General features: G+C 41.7%; 14 protein-coding genes. 10 read left to right on the forward strand and 4 right to left on the reverse strand.

Annotation, left to right across the window (positions count from 1 at the left end; translation table 11 throughout):
* Nucleotides 1-524 precede the first annotated feature (524 nt).
* The 3 genes from VK664_RS02365 to VK664_RS02375 form a co-directional block, all read right to left on the reverse strand.
* Nucleotides 525-1376: a dienelactone hydrolase family protein gene (locus tag VK664_RS02365; protein ID WP_461396996.1), complete on the reverse strand. Its 852-nt coding sequence runs from the start codon at nt 1374-1376 to the stop codon at nt 525-527.
* Between the two features lie 52 nt (nt 1377-1428).
* On the reverse strand, nt 1429-1998 hold the full coding sequence (locus VK664_RS02370) for a hypothetical protein (RefSeq protein WP_461396997.1): 570 nt from the start codon (nt 1996-1998) through the stop codon (nt 1429-1431).
* 84 nt (nt 1999-2082) lie between these two features.
* Nucleotides 2083-2793 carry a hypothetical protein gene (locus VK664_RS02375; RefSeq protein ID WP_461396998.1) on the reverse strand — a complete coding sequence of 237 codons (711 nt, stop codon included), beginning with the start codon at nt 2791-2793 and terminating at the stop codon, nt 2083-2085.
* Between the two features lie 287 nt (nt 2794-3080).
* Between VK664_RS02375 and VK664_RS02380 the strand changes: the two genes are divergently transcribed.
* From VK664_RS02380 to VK664_RS02395, 4 genes are all read left to right on the forward strand, one after another.
* A complete protein-coding gene (locus VK664_RS02380) occupies nt 3081-4382 on the forward strand; it encodes a T9SS type A sorting domain-containing protein (protein WP_461396999.1) in 1302 nt (433 codons plus the stop codon).
* 94 nt (nt 4383-4476) lie between these two features.
* A complete protein-coding gene (locus VK664_RS02385) occupies nt 4477-5496 on the forward strand; it encodes a 2-dehydro-3-deoxygalactonokinase (protein ID WP_461397000.1) in 1020 nt (339 codons plus the stop codon).
* Entirely contained in the window at nt 5493-6140 is a 648-nt protein-coding gene (locus VK664_RS02390; RefSeq protein ID WP_461397001.1) for a bifunctional 4-hydroxy-2-oxoglutarate aldolase/2-dehydro-3-deoxy-phosphogluconate aldolase, read from the forward strand. Before VK664_RS02385 ends, VK664_RS02390 begins: the two co-directional genes overlap by 4 nt.
* A 12-nt stretch (nt 6141-6152) precedes the next feature.
* Nucleotides 6153-7865, forward strand: coding sequence for an IlvD/Edd family dehydratase (locus VK664_RS02395; protein ID WP_461397002.1), 1713 nt, complete (start codon nt 6153-6155; stop codon nt 7863-7865).
* 35 nt (nt 7866-7900) lie between these two features.
* On the opposite strand, the gene VK664_RS02400 is transcribed toward VK664_RS02395, so the two are convergent.
* Nucleotides 7901-8950 carry a LacI family DNA-binding transcriptional regulator gene (locus VK664_RS02400; RefSeq protein WP_461397003.1) on the reverse strand — a complete coding sequence of 350 codons (1050 nt, stop codon included), beginning with the start codon at nt 8948-8950 and terminating at the stop codon, nt 7901-7903.
* Between the two features lie 338 nt (nt 8951-9288).
* On the opposite strand from VK664_RS02400, the gene VK664_RS02405 reads away from it, so the two are divergent.
* From VK664_RS02405 to VK664_RS02430, 6 genes are all read left to right on the forward strand, one after another.
* Nucleotides 9289-10167 (forward strand): ThuA domain-containing protein, encoded by an 879-nt coding sequence (locus VK664_RS02405; protein ID WP_461397004.1) that lies wholly within the window; start codon nt 9289-9291, stop codon nt 10165-10167.
* Between the two features lie 212 nt (nt 10168-10379).
* Nucleotides 10380-11795, forward strand: coding sequence for a Gfo/Idh/MocA family protein (locus VK664_RS02410; protein WP_461397005.1), 1416 nt, complete (start codon nt 10380-10382; stop codon nt 11793-11795).
* Nucleotides 11796-11832: 37 nt separating this feature from the next.
* A complete protein-coding gene (locus VK664_RS02415; protein ID WP_461397006.1) occupies nt 11833-13239 on the forward strand; it encodes a putative oxidoreductase C-terminal domain-containing protein in 1407 nt (468 codons plus the stop codon).
* A gap of 504 nt (nt 13240-13743) precedes the next feature.
* A complete protein-coding gene (locus VK664_RS02420) occupies nt 13744-16884 on the forward strand; it encodes a SusC/RagA family TonB-linked outer membrane protein (RefSeq protein WP_461397007.1) in 3141 nt (1046 codons plus the stop codon).
* An 18-nt stretch (nt 16885-16902) separates the two neighbouring features.
* Nucleotides 16903-18738, forward strand: coding sequence for a RagB/SusD family nutrient uptake outer membrane protein (locus VK664_RS02425; RefSeq protein ID WP_461397008.1), 1836 nt, complete (start codon nt 16903-16905; stop codon nt 18736-18738).
* Nucleotides 18739-18954: 216 nt separating this feature from the next.
* A complete protein-coding gene (locus VK664_RS02430) occupies nt 18955-19713 on the forward strand; it encodes an SDR family NAD(P)-dependent oxidoreductase (protein ID WP_461397009.1) in 759 nt (252 codons plus the stop codon).
* Nucleotides 19714-19761 lie beyond the last annotated feature (48 nt).

Here is a 19761-nt window from a genome sequence, read left to right on the forward strand (position 1 = left end):
CCAATCAGGGCCCAACAGCAACCAGCACTACAAGTATACCTAAAAAGCCGATCAGGGAACAAAAGCCGATCGGAGACAACAGCAGCCACCGGCATGAACAAAGGTATTAACCAGGAATCACAGTGGCAAATCAAACCAACCGAAAGGCCCATCCGGCGGAGTGAAGAACCGAGTGAACGCCATGAACCTGCAACATCAACATCTAGCCAATAAGGCAACCAGCACTACAAGCATTCCTAAAAAAGCCGATCAGGGAACAAAAGCCGATCGGAGACAATCCCGCACGTGCGGGACATGAACAATGGTATTAACCAGGAATCACAGTGGCAAATCAAACCAACCGGAAGGCCCATCCGGCGGAGGGAAGAACCGAGTGAACGCCATGAACACGCAAAATCAACGACGCTGAAATTCCTATAAAGTAGTTTGATATCAGGTTTAACAAAAAACCGGATTCCTTGCAGGGAGTCCGGCCTTTTATAATTATGAATAACAATTATTTAAAAATCTTCTACGAATCACTATCATTTAAAAATCTTCGCAAAAAAAGTCTTCATATCATTGAAAGAAGCACTGTCAGCCGCAGCATTATAAGCAATTGGCATTTTAAACTTCTTTGCATTGTCGTCCGATTCGGGATTCGTGAATGCATGTGTTGCATTAGGGTAAGATTTAAAGGTCAGGTCTGCACCCACAGAGTCCATTGATTTTTTAAACTGATCGACTTCGGCTTTAGGAACGAAAGAATCCGCCTCACCATGACAAACCAGGACACTTGCTTTTAATAATCCCTTTTTAGGGATTACACCGGCAAGACCACCATGAAAACTTACGACACCTTTAAAGTTTTCGCCAAGTTTTGCCGCATTCAGCACCATTGAACCACCAAAGCAATAGCCGATCGCTGCAATATTGCTTGTGTCGACCTGGCTGTAGCTTTTTAGTTTTGCAAGAGCAGCGTCAATTCTAGATTTGCCCAGGGCAGGATTTTTGTAAAATGGTGTGGCGAATTTCATGGCATCTCCTGGATTGCCGGCAATGACGCCGTTACCGTAAAAATCAACTGCCATCGCAACATATCCTAATTCAGCAAGTTGGCGGGCACGCATTTTTGTGTATTCGTTTAATCCCCACCATTCCGATACAATGAGTACCGCTGGTCGTTTTGCGTTGGAGTTTTCGTCAAAGGCGACGAAACTGTTCAACGTCGTGGTATCATCCTTATAACTAACGTTCTCTTCCCTGATCCTTGCTGGCGCAGTAGCTGTTGTTGCTGAATCGCCGGCTACGATTGGATCTGTAGATTTAGAGGAATCATCCCCGCAGGCAGTCATGCCAAAGACAGGGACAAGCAGGTAAAACAGAATTCTCTTCATGTAATTTTATTGTGATGAACAGTTTATGACTGAAATTGTTTGATTTTTTTTACTAACGGCGACGGGTAGCTTTTACTATATCCATATTGCGGCGAAGTTCCGCAAAACGGTTTTCAAAAGTATTCAGGCAATCAAATTGAGCATTACCATAGGTTTGAGAGGATGGTTTTTTACCATATGAAACATATTGCCGCAGGGCGCGGTTTTCCAGGAAATATAATTCGCCACGCCTGATTTCATCTATATAAGTTGCTGCGTTTGGTGCTTCGATTCTTTCCATGCATATAAGTTCGCTGCGATCAACATAATATACTTCTGTAATCTCAGATCCCTGCAACAGGTAGCGCACCTGGAATATGATAATGCGGTCGTTCTCCAAAGTGTAGTGCCAGGTTTCCTTAATTACGTCCTTGTTCTTTAGAATTCTCTCTGAGTAAAACATGATCTGCGATTGCATTGAAAGGCTATCTGCTTTTTCAACAATTTCATCAATACGCGTTTTCCAGTCTCTTCTTTGTTGAGCTGAGAGCACAAATACGATCATGAGCAGCACTGTTAAACAGGAGATCTTTTTGTAGAGACCCTCTCCCCAAAGCCAGTTCTTCACTTTCCTGTTTCCCATTATACTAATATAAGATTATTCCCAAAAAAAAACCGGGGCAATGCCCCGGTTCACAGTAATTTATTTTTGCGTTTCGCTTTCAGCTTAAGACTTTGGCATTTCAAAAATCTTTGGATCGATTTCCTTATTGATTTCGATCTTCTTAACTACGGAAGACATAGTAAATCCCCCGAAATCCACTTCCATGGCATAGGGCATTACAAAACCAAAATCAGTTTTCTTGTAATCTGAAAAATTGGTTGTGATTTCAACTTCCTGTCCCTGCATATTGCCTTTTGCAATCGCCTTGATAATATAATAGGTGGTGCCATCTAAAAAATAAGTGGATTCAGTACCATTGCTGGTAACTTTTAGCTTGTGGTTGTTGCCATCTTTGCCGGCATATTCTACTTTATTACCTTTTTCAGCATAATTGTACAGTGGCCCACCCGCAAAAATCTGTCCCTTTGCCGCCTTATATTGTTCATCAGGAATTGGCTGAGGTTCTGTTGCGCCGGTCATTGGATTAATGCTCCAGCCGCCTTTGTCAGTATAAACCTGCACAATTTTCTGTCCTCCCATATCAATCTCAGCTTTAAAGCCAACGCCATTTAAGATATAAGTTGTGTTTGGGGCCTCGTTGCCCATTACATTCATTGTACTTTCCTGTACAATCGATTTAATCTGGCTGATTTTCTCCTTTCCCCCGATAGCTTCAATATGTTTGGCAACTATTTCATCTGCTGTTTGAGCCAGCACTGCCACTGAACTTAAAAGTGCTGTTATTCCTGCTAAGCAAAACTTTACTTGTTTCATTCTTGGTTGTTTTTATGAATTTATTCAAAATTAGCGGTCAAATATCAATTGCCTGAAAATATATGCTGACTGGCATCCAGTTAGCAACCCGCAGACCAGTATACTGATCAAAACCTATTCCGCTTTTCTCCTCTATCTACACAGGTTTTTCCAGCAACTGGAGTGTGGTTCCTGTATTGGGAAGCATTACCAAAAATGGACTCTGTTAAACAATTGATTTTCAATTTGTTGCGAACTGGCACCTGCCTTGCAATTATCGGTACATCTGTAACTCACAACAAATAATTATGAAAACGACTTTTACTTTTTTTATCTCCCTTTTCCTCCTGGTAGCAGGAATCAATGCCCAGACAACTTATAAAATCACTAAAAGTGAATCATGGGACAACAAGACCAGCTATCCTAGTCCATGTTTCAACTGTACATTCAATCTTGATAAAAACGTGGTTCTTACTATCGAAAAAGATGTCACATTTTCCGATGTAGTTATTAACGGTGGTACTGTAGTCATCGACGAGAAGAACGTTATGTTATGGAATGGCGGTGGTAAAAATATCTTCAACTCAACAAACCTGGTTTTCAACGGTAATGGCCAGTTCACAGGAAACGGACCAATAGTTCTCAACAATTCAAAATTCAGTTTTTTCGATAAATCAAACCTGCTTGCTAATAGTAACCTGGAAATGTTTTCCAGCACACTCACTTTTAACGATAATTCATCGTTCCTGGGACAAGGTAAAAAAGTCAGTCTTACAAACAGTCATATGATAGCGGGAGATGGTGTAGCGGGCAGTACGGCTTTTATCAAAATGAACGGAGCAAAACTTATCCTGGAAGATAAAAATTCAGGTGTTGAAGTTCTGAACGTTAACAACTATTATTTTAACTGGTCAGACTATACATCTACAGTTCTGAATCAGAATATCAATACTACCAATAACTCAAAAAACTGTGGCGGATCTGCTCCAAACAGTTGTTCAGCACCGGTGGTTTACGGACCAATTGCTTTAACCTATACAGGTTTTGGAACTACACTAATTCTTCCGGTAATTATTTCTGATTTCGCGGTAAATAACAATACAAATTCAGTGAACATTTCATGGTCAACAAAACAGGAATCAAACAGTGCTTACTTTTTAATCGAGCGCAGTAATGACGGTAGCAGCTGGAACCAGGTTGGCCAGGTGAAAGCAAGTGGTAACAGTTCAATTACTGTTAAATACAACTTCAGTGATCTTACAAAAGTTAACGGTGTTGCATATTATCGTCTGAAAATGGTTGACCTGGATAACAAATTTGTTTACTCTGATGTAAAATCAATCCGCTCTTCAGCATCTGCATCAGTAAAAGTTTTCCCTAACCCTGCTTCTGATTATGCAACTATCACTTTGGATCCAAAAGCAGGTAAAACAAAAATCAGGTTAATCAGCCAGAATGGACAGGTTGTAACTGAACAAAACGTAAATGCAGGGAATAGTGTAGTGAACATGTCGCTGAAACAATTTCAAACCGGAACCTACGCTATCAGTATCTCTGATGAAAAAGGCACCAATCAAACAATCAAACTGATCGTTCAACATAACAACTAATAAAGACTTTTTAACCCGGTTCATAATTTCAGACTTACAGTTTACAGATCAAGGGCACGGATTACCACAGATAAAAATGTGCTAATCCGTGTCTTTGTTTAATATATACCCGGGGAGCTTTATCTTCATGGTGATGATAACACCGGCCAGCCATAAAATTTTCAGTTGTGATTGGGGCACAAGTAATTTCAGACTCAGGCTTATTGATACTGACACTGCAGAAGCGATAGATGAGATAACGTCGGGTGAAGGGATCTCATCTGTGTTTAACTCATGGAGCGGAACGGGAACCGACAGGCAACAATTCTATGCAGCAGTACTGCAAAAATACATTTCCATTTTAGCGGAAAGGGCCGATCAAAGCCTGCAAAATATACCTGTTATCATTTCAGGTATGGCGTCTTCAACGCTTGGAATTACTGAGCTCAATTATGCAGGCTTACCATTTAAGTCCGATGGTGGATCTGTTGCACACCGCAAAATCAACATTGAAGGCTTCACGCATGAAATTTTTTTGCTATCAGGTGTCTGTTCTGAAAAGGATGTAATGCGTGGTGAAGAAACGCAGTGGATAGGTCTTATGCAAGACGCGCAATTTACTGAAGTTGCCGAACTAATGTTTATCATGCCTGGTACGCATTCAAAACATATTTTCGTAAAAGATGGCGAAATCATAGATTTCAAGACCTATATGACCGGTGAATTTTTTAATCTGTTATCGACCATATCCGTTTTGAAAAACAGTGTTTCTGTTCCGCATTCACTTGAAGATACCAGTAACAGGGATGCCTTTATCAGTGGCGTTCGGGCAGCTGCCAGCCCGAACATTCTGCACGAAAGTTTCATGGTTCGGACGAATGAGCTCTTCGGCCGCTTTAATAAAAAAGAAAATGCATCATATCTGAGTGGTCTCCTCATAGGTACAGAAGTACGGCAATCGGGACCTTCTAAAACAATACTCGCGGCAGGGGAAACATTGTCAAAACCTTATCAGCTGGCACTTGAAAATTCGGGAACAACCATTGATCTTACAATTTGTTCACCTGCAATGCTCGATAAAGCAGTTATTCTGGGTCAATTGACTATTTTTAAAAAAATTACAGGAGCCAGATGAAAAAATTTTCCTGGGATTCATTTAACGCATTACCAGTTGTCGGTATCATCCGGAATTTGCCCACAGGGGATATGATTCGTATTGCAACTTGTTATGCTGATGCCGGTATGACAACTATCGAGATCACGCTCAATACTCCGGGTGCTTTAGAAACCATAACCGCTTTGAATGCGGAATTGGGCGAACGATTAAATATTGGTGCAGGTACCGTATGTTCACTTGAAGAACTGGACCTGGCGATAAATGCCGGGGCCGGCTTTATCGTTACACCGGTGATCAATGAAGCAGTTATCAAAAAATGTGTTGAAAACAAGATCACCATTTTTCCTGGTGCTTATACTCCATCCGAAATTTATCATGCCTGGTCTCTTGGTGCAGAGATGATCAAGGTTTTCCCGGCAACCAGGCTGGGAGTGGAATATATCAAAGATGTGCTGGCGCCATTGAATAAGATAAAATTAATGCCCACGGGAGGTGTGTCGCTGGAAAACTGTGAAGCATATTTCAAAGCCGGGGCAAGCGGAGTTGGGATGGGCAGCAATCTTTTTCCAAAGGAGATAATACTGGCAAAAGATTGGGTTAAACTCGAAGCCCATTTCAGGGATTACGTAAACCTGGTAAAAAAAATATCTTATAAAAAATAAAAAAATTAACAGATGAATTTTAGAAGCAGCGAATGGTTCGGTAAAAAAGATAAGATGGGATTCATCTACCGTAGCTGGATGAAAAACCAGGGTTTCCCGGAAGATCTTTTTGACGGGAGACCAGTAATCGGCATCTGTAACACCTGGTCAGAGCTGACTCCCTGCAATGCACATCTTCGTGATATTGCTGAATTTGTAAAACGTGGTGTTTATGAGGCCGGCGGTTTTCCTCTTGAATTCCCGATTATGTCGCTTGGTGAAACATTGCTTAAACCTACAGCCATGTTGTTCAGGAACCTTGCGAGTATGGACGCTGAAGAATCCATTCGTGGTAATCCGCTGGATGGAGTCGTATTATTAACAGGCTGTGATAAAACAACACCATCTACTTTAATGGGTGCGGCGAGTGTAAATCTCCCGACCATTGTTGTTCCCGGTGGACCGATGTTAAATGGTAAATTCCAGGGAAAGGATATTGGCAGCGGTACCCATGTCTGGAAATTTGATGAAGATGTGAAGACCGGCAAAATGACGGCAGAGGAGCACCTTTTTGCTGAAAGTTGTATGTCCAGAAGCGCAGGTCATTGTATGACCATGGGAACTGCAAGCACTATGGCATGTATGGTGGAATCACTTGGTATGACTTTATCGGGTGCAGCTGCGATACCTGCTGTTGATTCCCGCAAAAAAGTGTTGGCCCAATTATCCGGACGCAGGATTGTGCAGATGGTCAAAGAAGATCTTAAAATTTCGGATATACTTACCCGTGAGGCGTTTGAAAATGCAATCAGGGTTAACGCAGCTGTCGGTGGATCAACAAATTTTATCATACATCTGACTGCAATTGCCGGCAGGGTAGGAGTGCCTCTTAACCTGGAAGACTTTGATGACCTCGGGTCCAAGATTCCATTATTGCTGAACCTGATGCCTTCAGGTAAATTCCTGATGGAAGACTTTTATTATGCAGGCGGATTGCCGGTAATACTCAATGAATTAAAGGAACATCTGCATATGAACGCAATGACCGTGAGTGGAAAATCACATGCTGACAATATTAAAAACACCTATTCATGTTATAATACCGACGTTATTTATAGTTATAACGAACCATTGATAAAAGAAGCTGGTATAGCTGTACTGAAAGGTAACCTGGCAGAAAATGGTGCAGTCATTAAACCTTCCGCTGCCACACCTGCATTGATGCAGCATCGTGGGCGTGCGGTGGTTTTTGAAAATATTGAGGATTATCATGCGAGGATCGATACACCTGAGCTTGATATTGATGAAACCTGCGTGATGGTATTAAAAAATGTCGGTCCCGCCGGTTATCCAGGTATGCCCGAGGTTGGAAATATGGCCCTGCCAAAAAAATTGCTTGATAAAGGCGTTACAGATATGGTGCGTATCTCGGATGGCCGTATGAGTGGAACGGCATATGGAACTGTTGTATTACATGTTTCACCGGAAGCTGCTATCGGGGGAAATCTTGCCTTTGTTCAAAACGGTGATATGATAGAACTGGATGTGCACAACCGCCGTCTCAACCTGGAAGTTAGTGAGGAGGAATTGGTAAAACGCCGGATCAACTGGCAGCTGCCTTCACCAGTGGCAGACAGAGGTTATGTCGGTTTGTATGTAAAACATGTTCAACAGGCGCATCTTGGTGCTGATCTTGATTTTCTTGTTGGAGGTTCAGGTTCAAAAGTTACCCGTGATTCCCATTGATTTCGCGATTCTCATTGATTTATTTTGACTTGAACTCATTTGCTTTTAGTTGAAGAGTCACGAATGTTTAAAGAAGAATCACGAATGTTTAAAATAGTTTCGAGTTGAAGGGTCTGGTATTTGGCTGGTGGTGATTTCGATTCGATCAGGTCGATGAGTAATTCAGCGGATCGCTTACCTATTTCTAATGTCGGCTGGCTGATTGAACTAAGCGAAGGACTGAGATAATTGTTTAATGGATTATCGGAAAAACCTATCAGCGCACAATCCTGCGGTATCCGCAGGTTCAGTTCTTTCAAAACAACTACACAACGCATAACTACACGTTCAACGGAGGCCATGATTGCATCCGGTTTTTCTTTCCCTGTAAATAAGCTGAGGATCGCCTGGTCGATAGCAGTCGGATTAAAATCGCAATGTTTGATCCAATCGTTATTGATGGGCACCTTGTGTTTGGTCAGGGCATTTTTAAAACCCTTCAACCTGTTTTTCGTGATCGAAAGGTTTTTAGAGATGGTGACATGCGCAATTTTCCGATAGCCTTCTTTCACAAGATGTTCCGTTGCCAGGTAAGCTCCCCTGGTATCATCAACTACTACCTTATGTGTGTGGATCTTCTCATGCACCCGGTCAAACATCACTACCGGAACACCCTTGTCTATCAGGTCCGTTATGTGTTTGTAATTATTTGTTTCGTTTGACAATGACATGATGAGACCATCCATTCTCCTGGAGTTAACCAATTGCGTGTTGAATACTTCCCTGTCATAGGTTTCATGTGTTTGAAATATCGTAACATGATACCCCGATTTGTAAGCAACTTCTTCAATACCTGCAATCGTTGAAGAACAGAATGTATTGGCGATCTCCGGCACAATAACCCCTATTACCTTGCTGCGCTTTTCTTTTAAGGAAAGTGCAATGGGGTTTGGGCTGTATTTGAGCTTTGCCGCCAGTTCCCTTACTATCTCCCGCGTTTCTTTTTTGATCTCTGAACCACCACGCAGTGCACGCGATACCGTGGAAACAGAAAGCTTCAGTTCTTTTGCAATATCCTTAATAGTAACGTTGTGCTGTGCACTCATGCCATAAAGATTAGAAATATTTCACAACAATTGCCAATAGGATAAAGATTCTTTAATTTTTAGCGCTAATTAGTGAATTAGATTTTATGCAAACGTTACCGGTAACGGTTGAGTGGATTTTTATGACAAGAAGCCAATTTATAATATCTTAAGACTAGAATATTGTATGTATTTTTAAACGGCAGGACTACGATTGCTACTTGCATGCTGATGAAACTAACGACCATACTGCTGTATCAGGCTCTACATTTCCCAAGGCTGATCATCCCCGGTTGCGACTATTTCGTTTTCGTGTCTCGTTGCATAGTTGCCACTAATGTTAATCAAAATAACAGTTAATGATACGCTTCGCATTGCTTCGTTTTTTTAATCTTTCCCTAAAGTCCTGCAAACTCACTACTTTAATACTTGTCCTGCCGTTTGCTTGTTTACTGATGCTGCCAGTTTCCTGTGCTGTACAAAAATCAGTAAGCAATGTAAAATGGAAGCAGATTTCTGTACTGGTATATACAAAAAACGGTAAGGGTTATGTTCATACAAATATTCCATTTGCCGTTGCAGCCATAAAAGAGATGGGAACACAATATGGGTTTACGGTCGATGTCTCCGATGATCCTTCTGTTTTCACAGAAGAAAATCTCAAAAAATACAACGCACTTGTATTCACGAGCACCAATAATGAAGTATTTGATACAGATGCGCAAAAAGTGGCCCTGATGCGTTATGTGCAGGCAGGTGGTGGTTTTGTTGGCATTCATTCGGTGACTGGTACTGAAAGAAAATGGGAATGGTTCAAAAGATTGGTTGGAGGAACCTTTGTCCGACATGCCAAACAACAGAAGTTTAAGCAGGTGATTGTAGATAAAACTCATCCATCAACAGCTTCATTACCGGCGAACTGGGAAAACAATGACGAGTGTTATTATGTTACTACTATGAACCCGGATATTCATGTTGTACTTGCGCATGATCTTAATTCGGTTGATGATAAGGATAAACCATTATGGTTCGGTAATTCTTATCCTTCTGCCTGGTATCATGAGTGGGATGGAGGGCGTCAGTTTTATACCGCCCTGGGGCATGATGGTACCATGTATAATGATCCTATATTCAGAAAACATATATTAGGTGGATTGGAATGGGTAGTTGGTGTAAACCGTAAACCGGATTTCACCAAGGCACATGCAAAAAGTCCTGATGATCCTTTGCCGTATTAATTATCTTAATAAACATTATATTGATCAACCAGGTTGATCGCCTGAATTTCTTAATAAACTTTATATTGATCTACTATGTTGAGGCCGGGATAATTGATGTTGCAAACACTGAATATTAACTGAATATTACTAACATGGTAACAATTAATTGATAATTTTTAAATGAATTTATTGAAGCTGACTGCAAGAAGTTTCATTTTAACTTGAGCCATATGAAGAATACAACTGCTTCCAATTCCCGTAGGAATTTTATTAAGAACACCGTGAAGGGTGCCGCTGGCACATTAGCCATTTCGGCTTTTCCTGCATCTGCATTTCCAACGATAGTTCCCGCCAGTGTAATAGGTAAAAACGCACCGAGTAACCGCATTAATATCGGTGCAATCGGGATTGGACGTATATCCACTACACATGATCTGCCGGGTGTTCTCAAATATGATAAATCAACAGTAATGGCGGTTTGTGATCTTGATTCCAGAAGACTGAAACAAGGTATGGACCTGGTTGACGGCTATTACGCAAAAAAATCAGGTAAATCATATACGGGCACAAAAACTTACGAAAATTATGAGGACCTGATCGCAAATAAAGACATTGATGCGGTTGTTATCAGCACTCCTGATCACTGGCACGTGATTCCGGCTATGGCCGCCATCCGCGCAGGGAAAGATGTATATATGCAAAAGCCGGCTTCGCTTACCGTTTCGGAAGGAAGAATGCTTAGCAATGAAGTTCATAAAACCGGAAGGATATTTCAGATTGGTAGCCAACAGCGGTCAATGGCCCAGTTCAAACGTGCGTGCGAACTGGTCCGCAATGGCCGCATAGGAAAAGTTCATACCGTTTATGTTGGTTTGCCGATTGATAACCCCGCAGAATGTACAGTTGAGAAGGAAATGCCGGTGCCATCAAATCTTAACTACGACAAGTGGCTTGGGTCAACACCAAAGATCTGGTATACCGAAAAACGTGTGCATCCGCAGGATGGTGGTTATGGCCGGCCCGGTTGGTTACGTTGCGAGCAATTTGGTGCGGGTATGATCACCGGTTGGGGTGTTCACCATTTCGATATTGTAAACTGGGGACTTGGTTATGAATACACAGGACCTGTGGAAATTACCGCTAAGGCTGAATATCCGGCCAAACAATTTTTATGGGATGTTCATGGGCCTTATAAAAACGAACTCACTTATGCTGATGGTGTAAAAGTTCTTGCAAGTAATGAATACCCGAATGGTGTTAAGTTCGTGGGATCTGAAGGATGGATTTTTGTTACCCGTGGTAACTATTCAGTGACTGCCAGCGATCCCGTTTCAAATACAAAGACAAAGGCGCTTGAAGCAAGTGATGCAAAAATCCTGACTTCGGTAATAGGACCAGATGAAATTCATTTGTATGAAAGTAAAGATCATCATGCAAACTGGCTCGATTGTGTAATCAGCCGTCAACAGCCAATTACACCTATTGAAGTAGGTCACCGCGCATGTTCTGTTTGCCTTATAAATCACACAGCAATGAAATTGGGAAGAAAACTGAATTGGGATCCGATGGCTGAAAGATTTATCAAGGATGATGAAGCCAACAAAACACTCACGCGTAAACAGCGCGCACCTTACCTGGTTTCATGACGCTTTCGTATATTTATCTTTCTCAAACAGTTGAATAATGAAGTTGATAACATATCTCAGCGTGATGGCAATTTTACCGGTACTTGCAGGTTGTGGCGACGAAGGTGAAAAACAAAAGCCGGTTGCAAAGGAAGAAAAGAAAAATCCGGCAGCAGCTATCAGGTTGATAACACTTGATCCCGGGCATTTCCATGCAGCGTTGGTTCAAAAGACAATGTATCCCGGAATCGATCCGGAAGTATATGTTTATGCCCCTGATGGACCCGAAGTAACTGCACACCTTGCACTGATAGATCAATATAAGAGCAGGCCCGAGAATCCCGCTACCTGGAAGGAAGTTGTTTATACAGGGACCGACTACCTGAATAAAATGCTCAGTGAAAAAAAGGGGAATGTTGTTGTGTTGTCTGGAAATAACCGTCAGAAAACAGAGTTTATACAGCAATCGGTGGATGCAGGATTAAACGTACTGGCTGATAAACCAATGGCCATTAACGATGGAGATTTTCTTTTGCTTACAAAATCATTTGATGAGGCTAAAGCAAAAAAAGTATTGCTCTATGATATTATGACCGAACGGTCAGAGATCACTAATATCCTTCAAAAGGAACTTGCTGCTATCCCGGAATTGTTTGGAGAACTGACTAAAGGTACCCCTGAGAACCCGGCCATTTTACTCGAAAGTGTGCACTATTATTATAAGTTCGTTTCGGGCAAGGGGCTTACACGCCCGGTTTGGTTTTTTGATCCGTTACAACAGGGAGAAGCTATAGCTGATGTCGGAACCCATCTCGTGGACCTGGTGAATTGGGAATTTTTTCCTGAGCAGGCCCTCGATTATAAATCGGATATCGTCATGGGCAAGTCAAGGATCTGGTTTACACCAATGACACTATCCCAGTTCTCTGCTGTTACAAAAAAAGACAGCTTCCCGGACTTCCTGAAAAAATATGTTGTAAAGGATTCAATTTTACAAACCCATTCAAACGGTGAAGTTAATTACAGTGTCAAAGGTGTTCATGCAAGGGTAATAGCGAGATGGGATTACCAGGCTAAAGAAGGTGGTGATACTCATTATGCGATAGCGAAGGGTTCGAAAGTCAACTTGGTTATCAAACAAGGCAAAGAAGAGAAATATCTGCCGACACTTTATATCATGCCGGTCAAAAGCAGGGATAAGGCATTTGATACTGCTGTATCAGCAGCAGTGATGAAAATAGCGGCGAAATATCCCGGTATTTCAACTCAAAAATATAAAGATGGGTTCCAGGTGATCATTCCTGATTCATATAAGGTTGGACACGAAGCACATTTTGCGCAGGTAATGGAAAGGTACCTGGCTTACCTGAAGGATGGTAATCTTCCTTCATGGGAAATTCCGAACATGCTTGCTAAATACCATGTTACCACACAGAGTGCTAAAACAAGCGAATTAAGTAAATAGGAATTTAAAGCCTTGAGCATGGTTTCAATTAATTACGATAACGGTTTCGTAATTGCTACCAATAAATATTGAATAAGTGTTGGTTTTGATATTAACTAACCCTATTTTTAATGATATTTTAACAATCCGCTACCCCGAAAACGAACTTGCCAAAATTCTGAAGTGAGAAAATGAGTAATTATATTCTGAGTAATTCTATTCTAAATATAATGCACTCCTAGGCTCTGCTATACAACTCCAGCATCAGGCATTTGATTTCCAAAAGTGGACGAGCAATAAACTGTAGGCATAATATGTTACCGGCAATCCGGACATAATGCTTCATTTGTATAAAACCGTTAGTCGTATATCTAAAAATTGTTGACGCTCCAGTAACAAAATGAGAAACCAAAATCTTCATAATCTTAAGGTTCATATGAAAACCTCCGGTACTGATGAAAACCTAGTTAAGTCTCTGATGAATTCCTGAATTGCTGTTTTATTTCTTGCTAAAAAACTAATGCTATGCTTGCACCATTCTCTTCGCGACTGCGTTCGCTTCTATCATTTTTAACCCTTGTATTTTTTATTCCCTTAAGCCTTTTCGCACAGGATGTTACCATTACCGGTACTGTGACCGATCAGTCAAACAAACTACCCATGGGCGAAGTTTCGGTTTCGCTTAAGGGTTCAACAATCGGTACAACAACAAACTCCAATGGTCAATTTTCACTAAAAGTTCCTTCGCTTAAAGGAACGCTTGTGTTTTCCACTGTAGGTTATGCCAACCAGGAAGTTGCTATCAACGGGCAGGCAGTTATTGATGCCGGCCTGGCTTTGTCTACTTCAAATCTGAATGAAGTAGTTGTTATAGGTTATGGAACCACCGCCAAAAAAGACCTGACTGGTTCGGTGGGATCCGTAAGGGCAACACAACTTGAAAATGAAAACCCCGCAAGTGTTCAAGATGTACTCAGGGGAAATGTTGCCGGTCTTAATATAACCCAGACCAACGCTGCATCTGCAAAAGGTGGAGGTGATATATTGATAAGGGGTAAGTCATCCATACGGGCCGGAACATCTCCATTAATAGTTTTGGATGGTGTTATCTATCCGGGTCAACTGGCTGATATCAATCCAAATGACATATTAACCGTGGATGTATTGAAAGATGCAAGTTCCGCCGCGGTGTTTGGTGCTAAATCAGCAAGCGGTGTAATCCTGGTTACTACAAAGAAGGGAACAAAGGGTAAACCTACTATTACCGTTAATTCCAATGTTGGTATGAGCCAGCTTGCCCAGAACGAAGAGCTATATGACGGACCTGGTTTTGTTGCCTGGAGAACCAATGTACAGAAAGCAAGAAATTATGGAAGCGCTAAAAACTATATTTTCGATGATCCGAAAAATTTACCGGCGGGTGTTACTGAAGCGCAATGGCGGGACGGAAGAACCGGTGATGTAACAGATATCTGGCTGGACAGGCTTGGATTGAAGCCAATCGAAATCACAAATTACAAACAGAATAAAACAATCAACTGGTATGACCTGATGTTCCAGAATGGTTTCCGCCAGGATCATACAGTAAGTGTATCCGGCAAAAAAGAAGAAGTTTCCTATTACATGTCTGTCGGATATACAGATAATGAAGGGGTAATTATCGGTGATCGCTTCAAAACATTGAGGGCGCGTATTAACCTGGAAGGTCGCATTGCGAAGTTCCTTACTGTTGGTGCGAATGTGCAGTTTGCAGACAGGGACGAGAGCCAGGTTCCGGTGAACTGGGGACAGATGGTTAATGCATCTCCATATGGGGAGATTTATGATGCTGATGGTAAAACGCTCCGCGAAAGTCCTAACGATGATCTGGGAAACAATGCGAATCCATTTAATGATAATACCTATACAAACAGGCTGCAGAAAACAAATACCCTGTTTGCTTCATTATACGCGAAAGGAGACCTTGGTTATGGTTTTTCTTACCAGGTGAATTTTACGCCAAGCTTCGATTTCTATCGGTTTTTCAATGGAGTTTCTGCAAAACATCCTACTTATCGCGTGAGGAAAGGTATAGCGACCCGCATTAACCAGACAAGTTATAACTGGCAGGTAGATAATTTATTGAAATGGGACAAAACTTTTGGTCAGCACCAGATCAATGTAACTTTACTCGCAAATGCTGAAAAGTTCCAGTCATGGAGAGATTCAATAGCCAATGAGGGTTTTGATCCAAGTGATGCGTTAAGTTACCATAACATTGGCGCTGGTATCAAACCAATCGTTACCAGTGATGACCAGGTCAGTACAGGTACTGCTTTGATGGCCAGGGCAAACTATACTTTCAAGGACCGTTACATGTTAACCGCTTCTTTCCGTCGTGATGGATATTCAGCCTTCGGTCAGAAAAATCCATATGCGGATTTCCCGGCAGTTGCCCTGGGATGGATATTTACAGAAGAGAAATTTATGGATGCAATCAAGGTGCTGAACTATGGTAAACTGAGGCTTTCCTATGGTGTGAATGGTAACCGCGATATTCCAAGATATGAAGCACTTGCAGAACTGGTAACTGGTAAATATCAATACATTACCCCTTCAGGTACCATCGTTCCTGTATCTCAGTTATATGTAAACAGGATGGAAAATCCTGATCTTAAATGGGAACGTACCACTTCTTATAATGCAGGGCTTGACTTCTCATTGTTCAACAGCAGGCTAAGTGGTTCCTTCGATGTCTATATGAAGTCAACTGCTGATTTGCTTATCCTTCGTGCGTTGCCTACAGTTATTGGTTTTGACAATGTATTGTCAAACCTGGGAGAAGTGCAGAACAAGGGCTTTGAGATCAGTCTGACCAGTACCAATATCAATAAAAAGAACCTGGTTTGGAGATCAACGGTTAACTTCTGGCTGAACCGGAACGAGATCAAACATCTTTATGGTCCTCAAAACCTGCTTGATGCAAATGGTAAAGTCATAGGCACCGTTGAAAAAGACGATGTTGCAAACAGGTGGTTCATCGGCCATGATTTAGATGCAATCTGGGATCAACGTATAATTGGTGTATGGCAGGCAAACGAAGCAACAGAAGCAGCAAAATACAAAGTGCAGCCAGGCGATTATAAACTGGAGGATAAAAACGGTGATGGTGTGTTAAATGATCTTGACAGGCAGTTTTTGGGTTATCGCACACCAAGATATCAGTGGACATTGAGAAACGAGTTCAACATCTATAAGAACTTTGATTTTTCTTTCCAGTTGTATGCGATGTGGGGTCAGATGAATGATTATAACCAGGCAAAAAACAATGGTGGATTCCAGGATCGTCAGAATTCTTATAAACTAGGATATTGGACCGCCGAAAATGGTACCAATGATTATGCAAGATTATATTCAAGTAATGGGCAGTCGTCTTTTTCTGTTTATCGCAAGACTTCATTTATTCGTTTGAATAATATTGCATTGGCATATACGATTCCTAAAGCTATTGTTCAAAAAGCCAGGATTGAAAGTCTCAAGTTATACTTCACAATAACAAATGTTGGAATTTACGCTCCTGACTGGGAATTCTGGGATCCAGAGTTCAGAAACAGGGCAAGTGATGGTGCTATCTCGACTGCCATCTCTCCAAGAATATATCAGTTTGGTATAAACCTTAATCTTTAATCTTTCGAACTGTTGCATATGAAAAGTATAATTCAAAAAACCAGTATAGTAACTGCATTAACGGTAGCACTTACCGGAGCAGTAAGTTGCGGGAAAGACTACCTGAAGCCGGAGCCTCTTTCCTTTTTCAGCCCTGAAAATGCATACACAAATGCAGCTGGGTTCAGATCTGCATTAGTGGCTTGTGCAAGAAATGCACGTATTGAATATTACGGAGATAACCCACCGATTCTTACCGAAATGGTGTTTTCTGAGGTCACTGCCGAGGGTACTACCGACAAATCAGGTCCTGCGCAGGATCTTAATCTCTGGATCACACCTGATGCTGCAACGGCTTATGATGATGCGGATCACGCCAGGATTCAATATTATTGGAGAGAAGGATATCGTGGGATAAAATATGCTAATACCGTTATTACCCGGATTGATGATGCAACCTACACCAGTGAAGCTGAGCGTAACGCAATTCTTGGCTCAGCGTATTTTCACAGGGCGCTGCGTTATTACCGGTTAACACATCAGTTTGGAGATGTTCCCGCTGTAATGGAGGAATATAATTTTGCGAAACTGGATTTCTTTTCTACAAAAAGAGAAGTGATACTTCAGAAAATGAAGGAAGACCTCGAGTTTGCCAACAAATGGGTGACCGATGGCGTGAACAGGGGAGAAGTGTCGAAAGGTGCAATAAACCACCTGCTTACCAAAATCAACCTTGCCCTGGGAAAATTTGATGATGCCATTGCTTCATCTTCTGCCGTTATCAACAGTGGCGCCTATGCTTTGATGCGGGCTCCATTCGGCGCGACAAAAAAGAACGTGATCTGGGATCTGCACCGCCCGGAAAACAAGTCTCTTGGAGAAAACAAAGAAAGCCTGTATATGATCATTGACCGTTTTGGTGATGGTCAGTTTGATGGCGGTATGCGTATCATGAGAAATGCAGTTCCTTACTGGGGTACAAACATTACTACTCCCGATGGTAAAAAGGGCACCAATGATGCAGCGACCTCATCAATAATTCCTGATTTTGTTCCCCAATCAAACCTTTATGGCCGGGGTATTGGTAGGGCAAGACCCACTAACTATAGCCAGTATGATATCTGGACAGATCCGAATGATCTCAGGCATGCAAAAGGCAACTGGATGACCATGGAAGAATTAGTTTACAATGATCCTGATCTAAAAAAGAACAATAATCCGAACTATTTAAAGCCATTGCAGCTTCGAAGTGGAACCGGAACATTGCTTTGTGTTGATACTATCAGGAGTTATTTTGGCTGGCCTCAATATAAACTTTTTATTCCCGATACAGAAAATGCACCAATGCAGGGTGGTCATACTGACTGGTATCTTTTCCGTCTTGCTGAAACTTATCTTTTAAGAGCTGAAGCATATTATTGGAAGGGTGATCTTGCAAATGCTGCAGCGGATATCAACCAGGTTCGTACCAGGGCCCAGGCAGCTCCAATTGCTCCGGGGGCTGTTAACATTGGATCTATCCTTGATGAGAGAGCAAGGGAATTATATTACGAAGAACCACGCAAAACGGAACTTACCCGTATCGCATACATTTTTGCTATGACTGGCAAAACTGCTGATAACGGTAAAACCTATAAGCTGGATAATTTCTCTGATGTCAATTATTTTTATGATCGCGTAAAAGAGAAAAACAATTTCTATAAAAACGGACTTCGCACCATACACAATGATCAATATACAATCAGTCCATACCATGTGCTTTGGCCGGTTCCATCTAATGCTATTCAATCAAACAATTTGGGGGTTATAAATCAAAATAAAGGATATTTTGGTTTCGAGGGTAATGCACCGCCATTGACCGAGATTCCGAAATAATGCTGCCGTAGAAGAATTGATGTTTGAATTATTTGTTTAACCCGCTGCTAGCCCGGCGGGTTTTTCATATAACTCATAACTTCGGTTGGCTTAAATGAAAACTACAACAGGTTTAACTGATAAACTAACTGTTTAACTGATATCTTGAGATGGTTTAATTGTCAACCTGGGGTAGTTTAACTGAAATCATCAGTCCGATTAATTAAAAAACTATAGATGAAAAACGTATTTGATCTTACTGGTAAAAATGTACTTATAACAGGTGGCGGAACAGGTCTGGGCCTTGCTATTTCGACCGCGATGGTAGATGCAGGTGCTAAGGTGATTATTGTAGGCCGTCGTGAGGAAATGCTGGTGGAAGCCTGCAACATGCTTGGATCGAACGCCTCCTACAAAGTGTTTGACATAGCTAATCTCGAACAGATACCGGCTTTTGTCAAAGAAGCAGAACTTGGGTCCGGCAATATTGATGTCCTTGTAAATAATGCCGGTGTAAACATGAAAAAGGAGTTTCTTGAAGTAACGGATGCCGATTTTGAGTCCATCATGCGGATAAACCAGCAAGCAGCGTTCGCACTTTCCCGTGAGTTCGCAAGAGGTATGGTCACCCGCAAATCAGGTTGTATAATCATGATCAGTTCCATGGCTGCCAAATACGGTATTCCAAAAGTGATCTCATACACCGCAGCAAAGTCTGCCATTGAAGGTATGACCCGGGCGATGGCCGTTGATCTTTCCCCTTCCGGTATCCGGGTAAATTGTATTGCTCCGGGTTTTATTGAAACTGCGATGTCTGCAAAGGCATTGAACAATGACCCCGAACGTAAGGCGCGTGTATTGGGACGCACGCCAATGGGTTTTCTTGGTAAACCTGAAGACGTCGGGTATGCAGCGGTTTTCCTCGCCTCTGATGCAGCGAAATATATTACCGGCGCAAGCCTGCCGGTTGATGGGGGTAATTCCATTGGATTTTAGCATGAATTACAATTCAAATTTGATAATAATTATCCATTAAAGTTGATA

Origin of the sequence: Flavitalea sp. (genome assembly GCF_035489435.1) — a bacterium.
Taxonomy (GTDB): Bacteria; Bacteroidota; Bacteroidia; order Chitinophagales; family Chitinophagaceae; genus DATHKG01.

Coding starts and splice junctions, on each gene's coding strand:
- VK664_RS02430 (WP_461397009.1), top strand. CDS start 18,955: ATGAAAAACGTATTTGATCTTACTGGTAAAAATGTACTTATAACAGGT.
- VK664_RS02420 (WP_461397007.1), top strand. CDS start 13,744: ATGCTTGCACCATTCTCTTCGCGACTGCGTTCGCTTCTATCATTTTTA.
- VK664_RS02380 (WP_461396999.1), top strand. CDS start 3,081: ATGAAAACGACTTTTACTTTTTTTATCTCCCTTTTCCTCCTGGTAGCA.
- VK664_RS02400 (WP_461397003.1), bottom strand. CDS start 8,950: ATGAGTGCACAGCACAACGTTACTATTAAGGATATTGCAAAAGAACTG.
- VK664_RS02375 (WP_461396998.1), bottom strand. CDS start 2,793: ATGAAACAAGTAAAGTTTTGCTTAGCAGGAATAACAGCACTTTTAAGT.
- VK664_RS02415 (WP_461397006.1), top strand. CDS start 11,833: ATGAAGTTGATAACATATCTCAGCGTGATGGCAATTTTACCGGTACTT.
- VK664_RS02390 (WP_461397001.1), top strand. CDS start 5,493: ATGAAAAAATTTTCCTGGGATTCATTTAACGCATTACCAGTTGTCGGT.
- VK664_RS02370 (WP_461396997.1), bottom strand. CDS start 1,998: ATGGGAAACAGGAAAGTGAAGAACTGGCTTTGGGGAGAGGGTCTCTAC.
- VK664_RS02365 (WP_461396996.1), bottom strand. CDS start 1,376: ATGAAGAGAATTCTGTTTTACCTGCTTGTCCCTGTCTTTGGCATGACT.
- VK664_RS02395 (WP_461397002.1), top strand. CDS start 6,153: ATGAATTTTAGAAGCAGCGAATGGTTCGGTAAAAAAGATAAGATGGGA.
- VK664_RS02410 (WP_461397005.1), top strand. CDS start 10,380: ATGAAGAATACAACTGCTTCCAATTCCCGTAGGAATTTTATTAAGAAC.
- VK664_RS02425 (WP_461397008.1), top strand. CDS start 16,903: ATGAAAAGTATAATTCAAAAAACCAGTATAGTAACTGCATTAACGGTA.
- VK664_RS02405 (WP_461397004.1), top strand. CDS start 9,289: ATGATACGCTTCGCATTGCTTCGTTTTTTTAATCTTTCCCTAAAGTCC.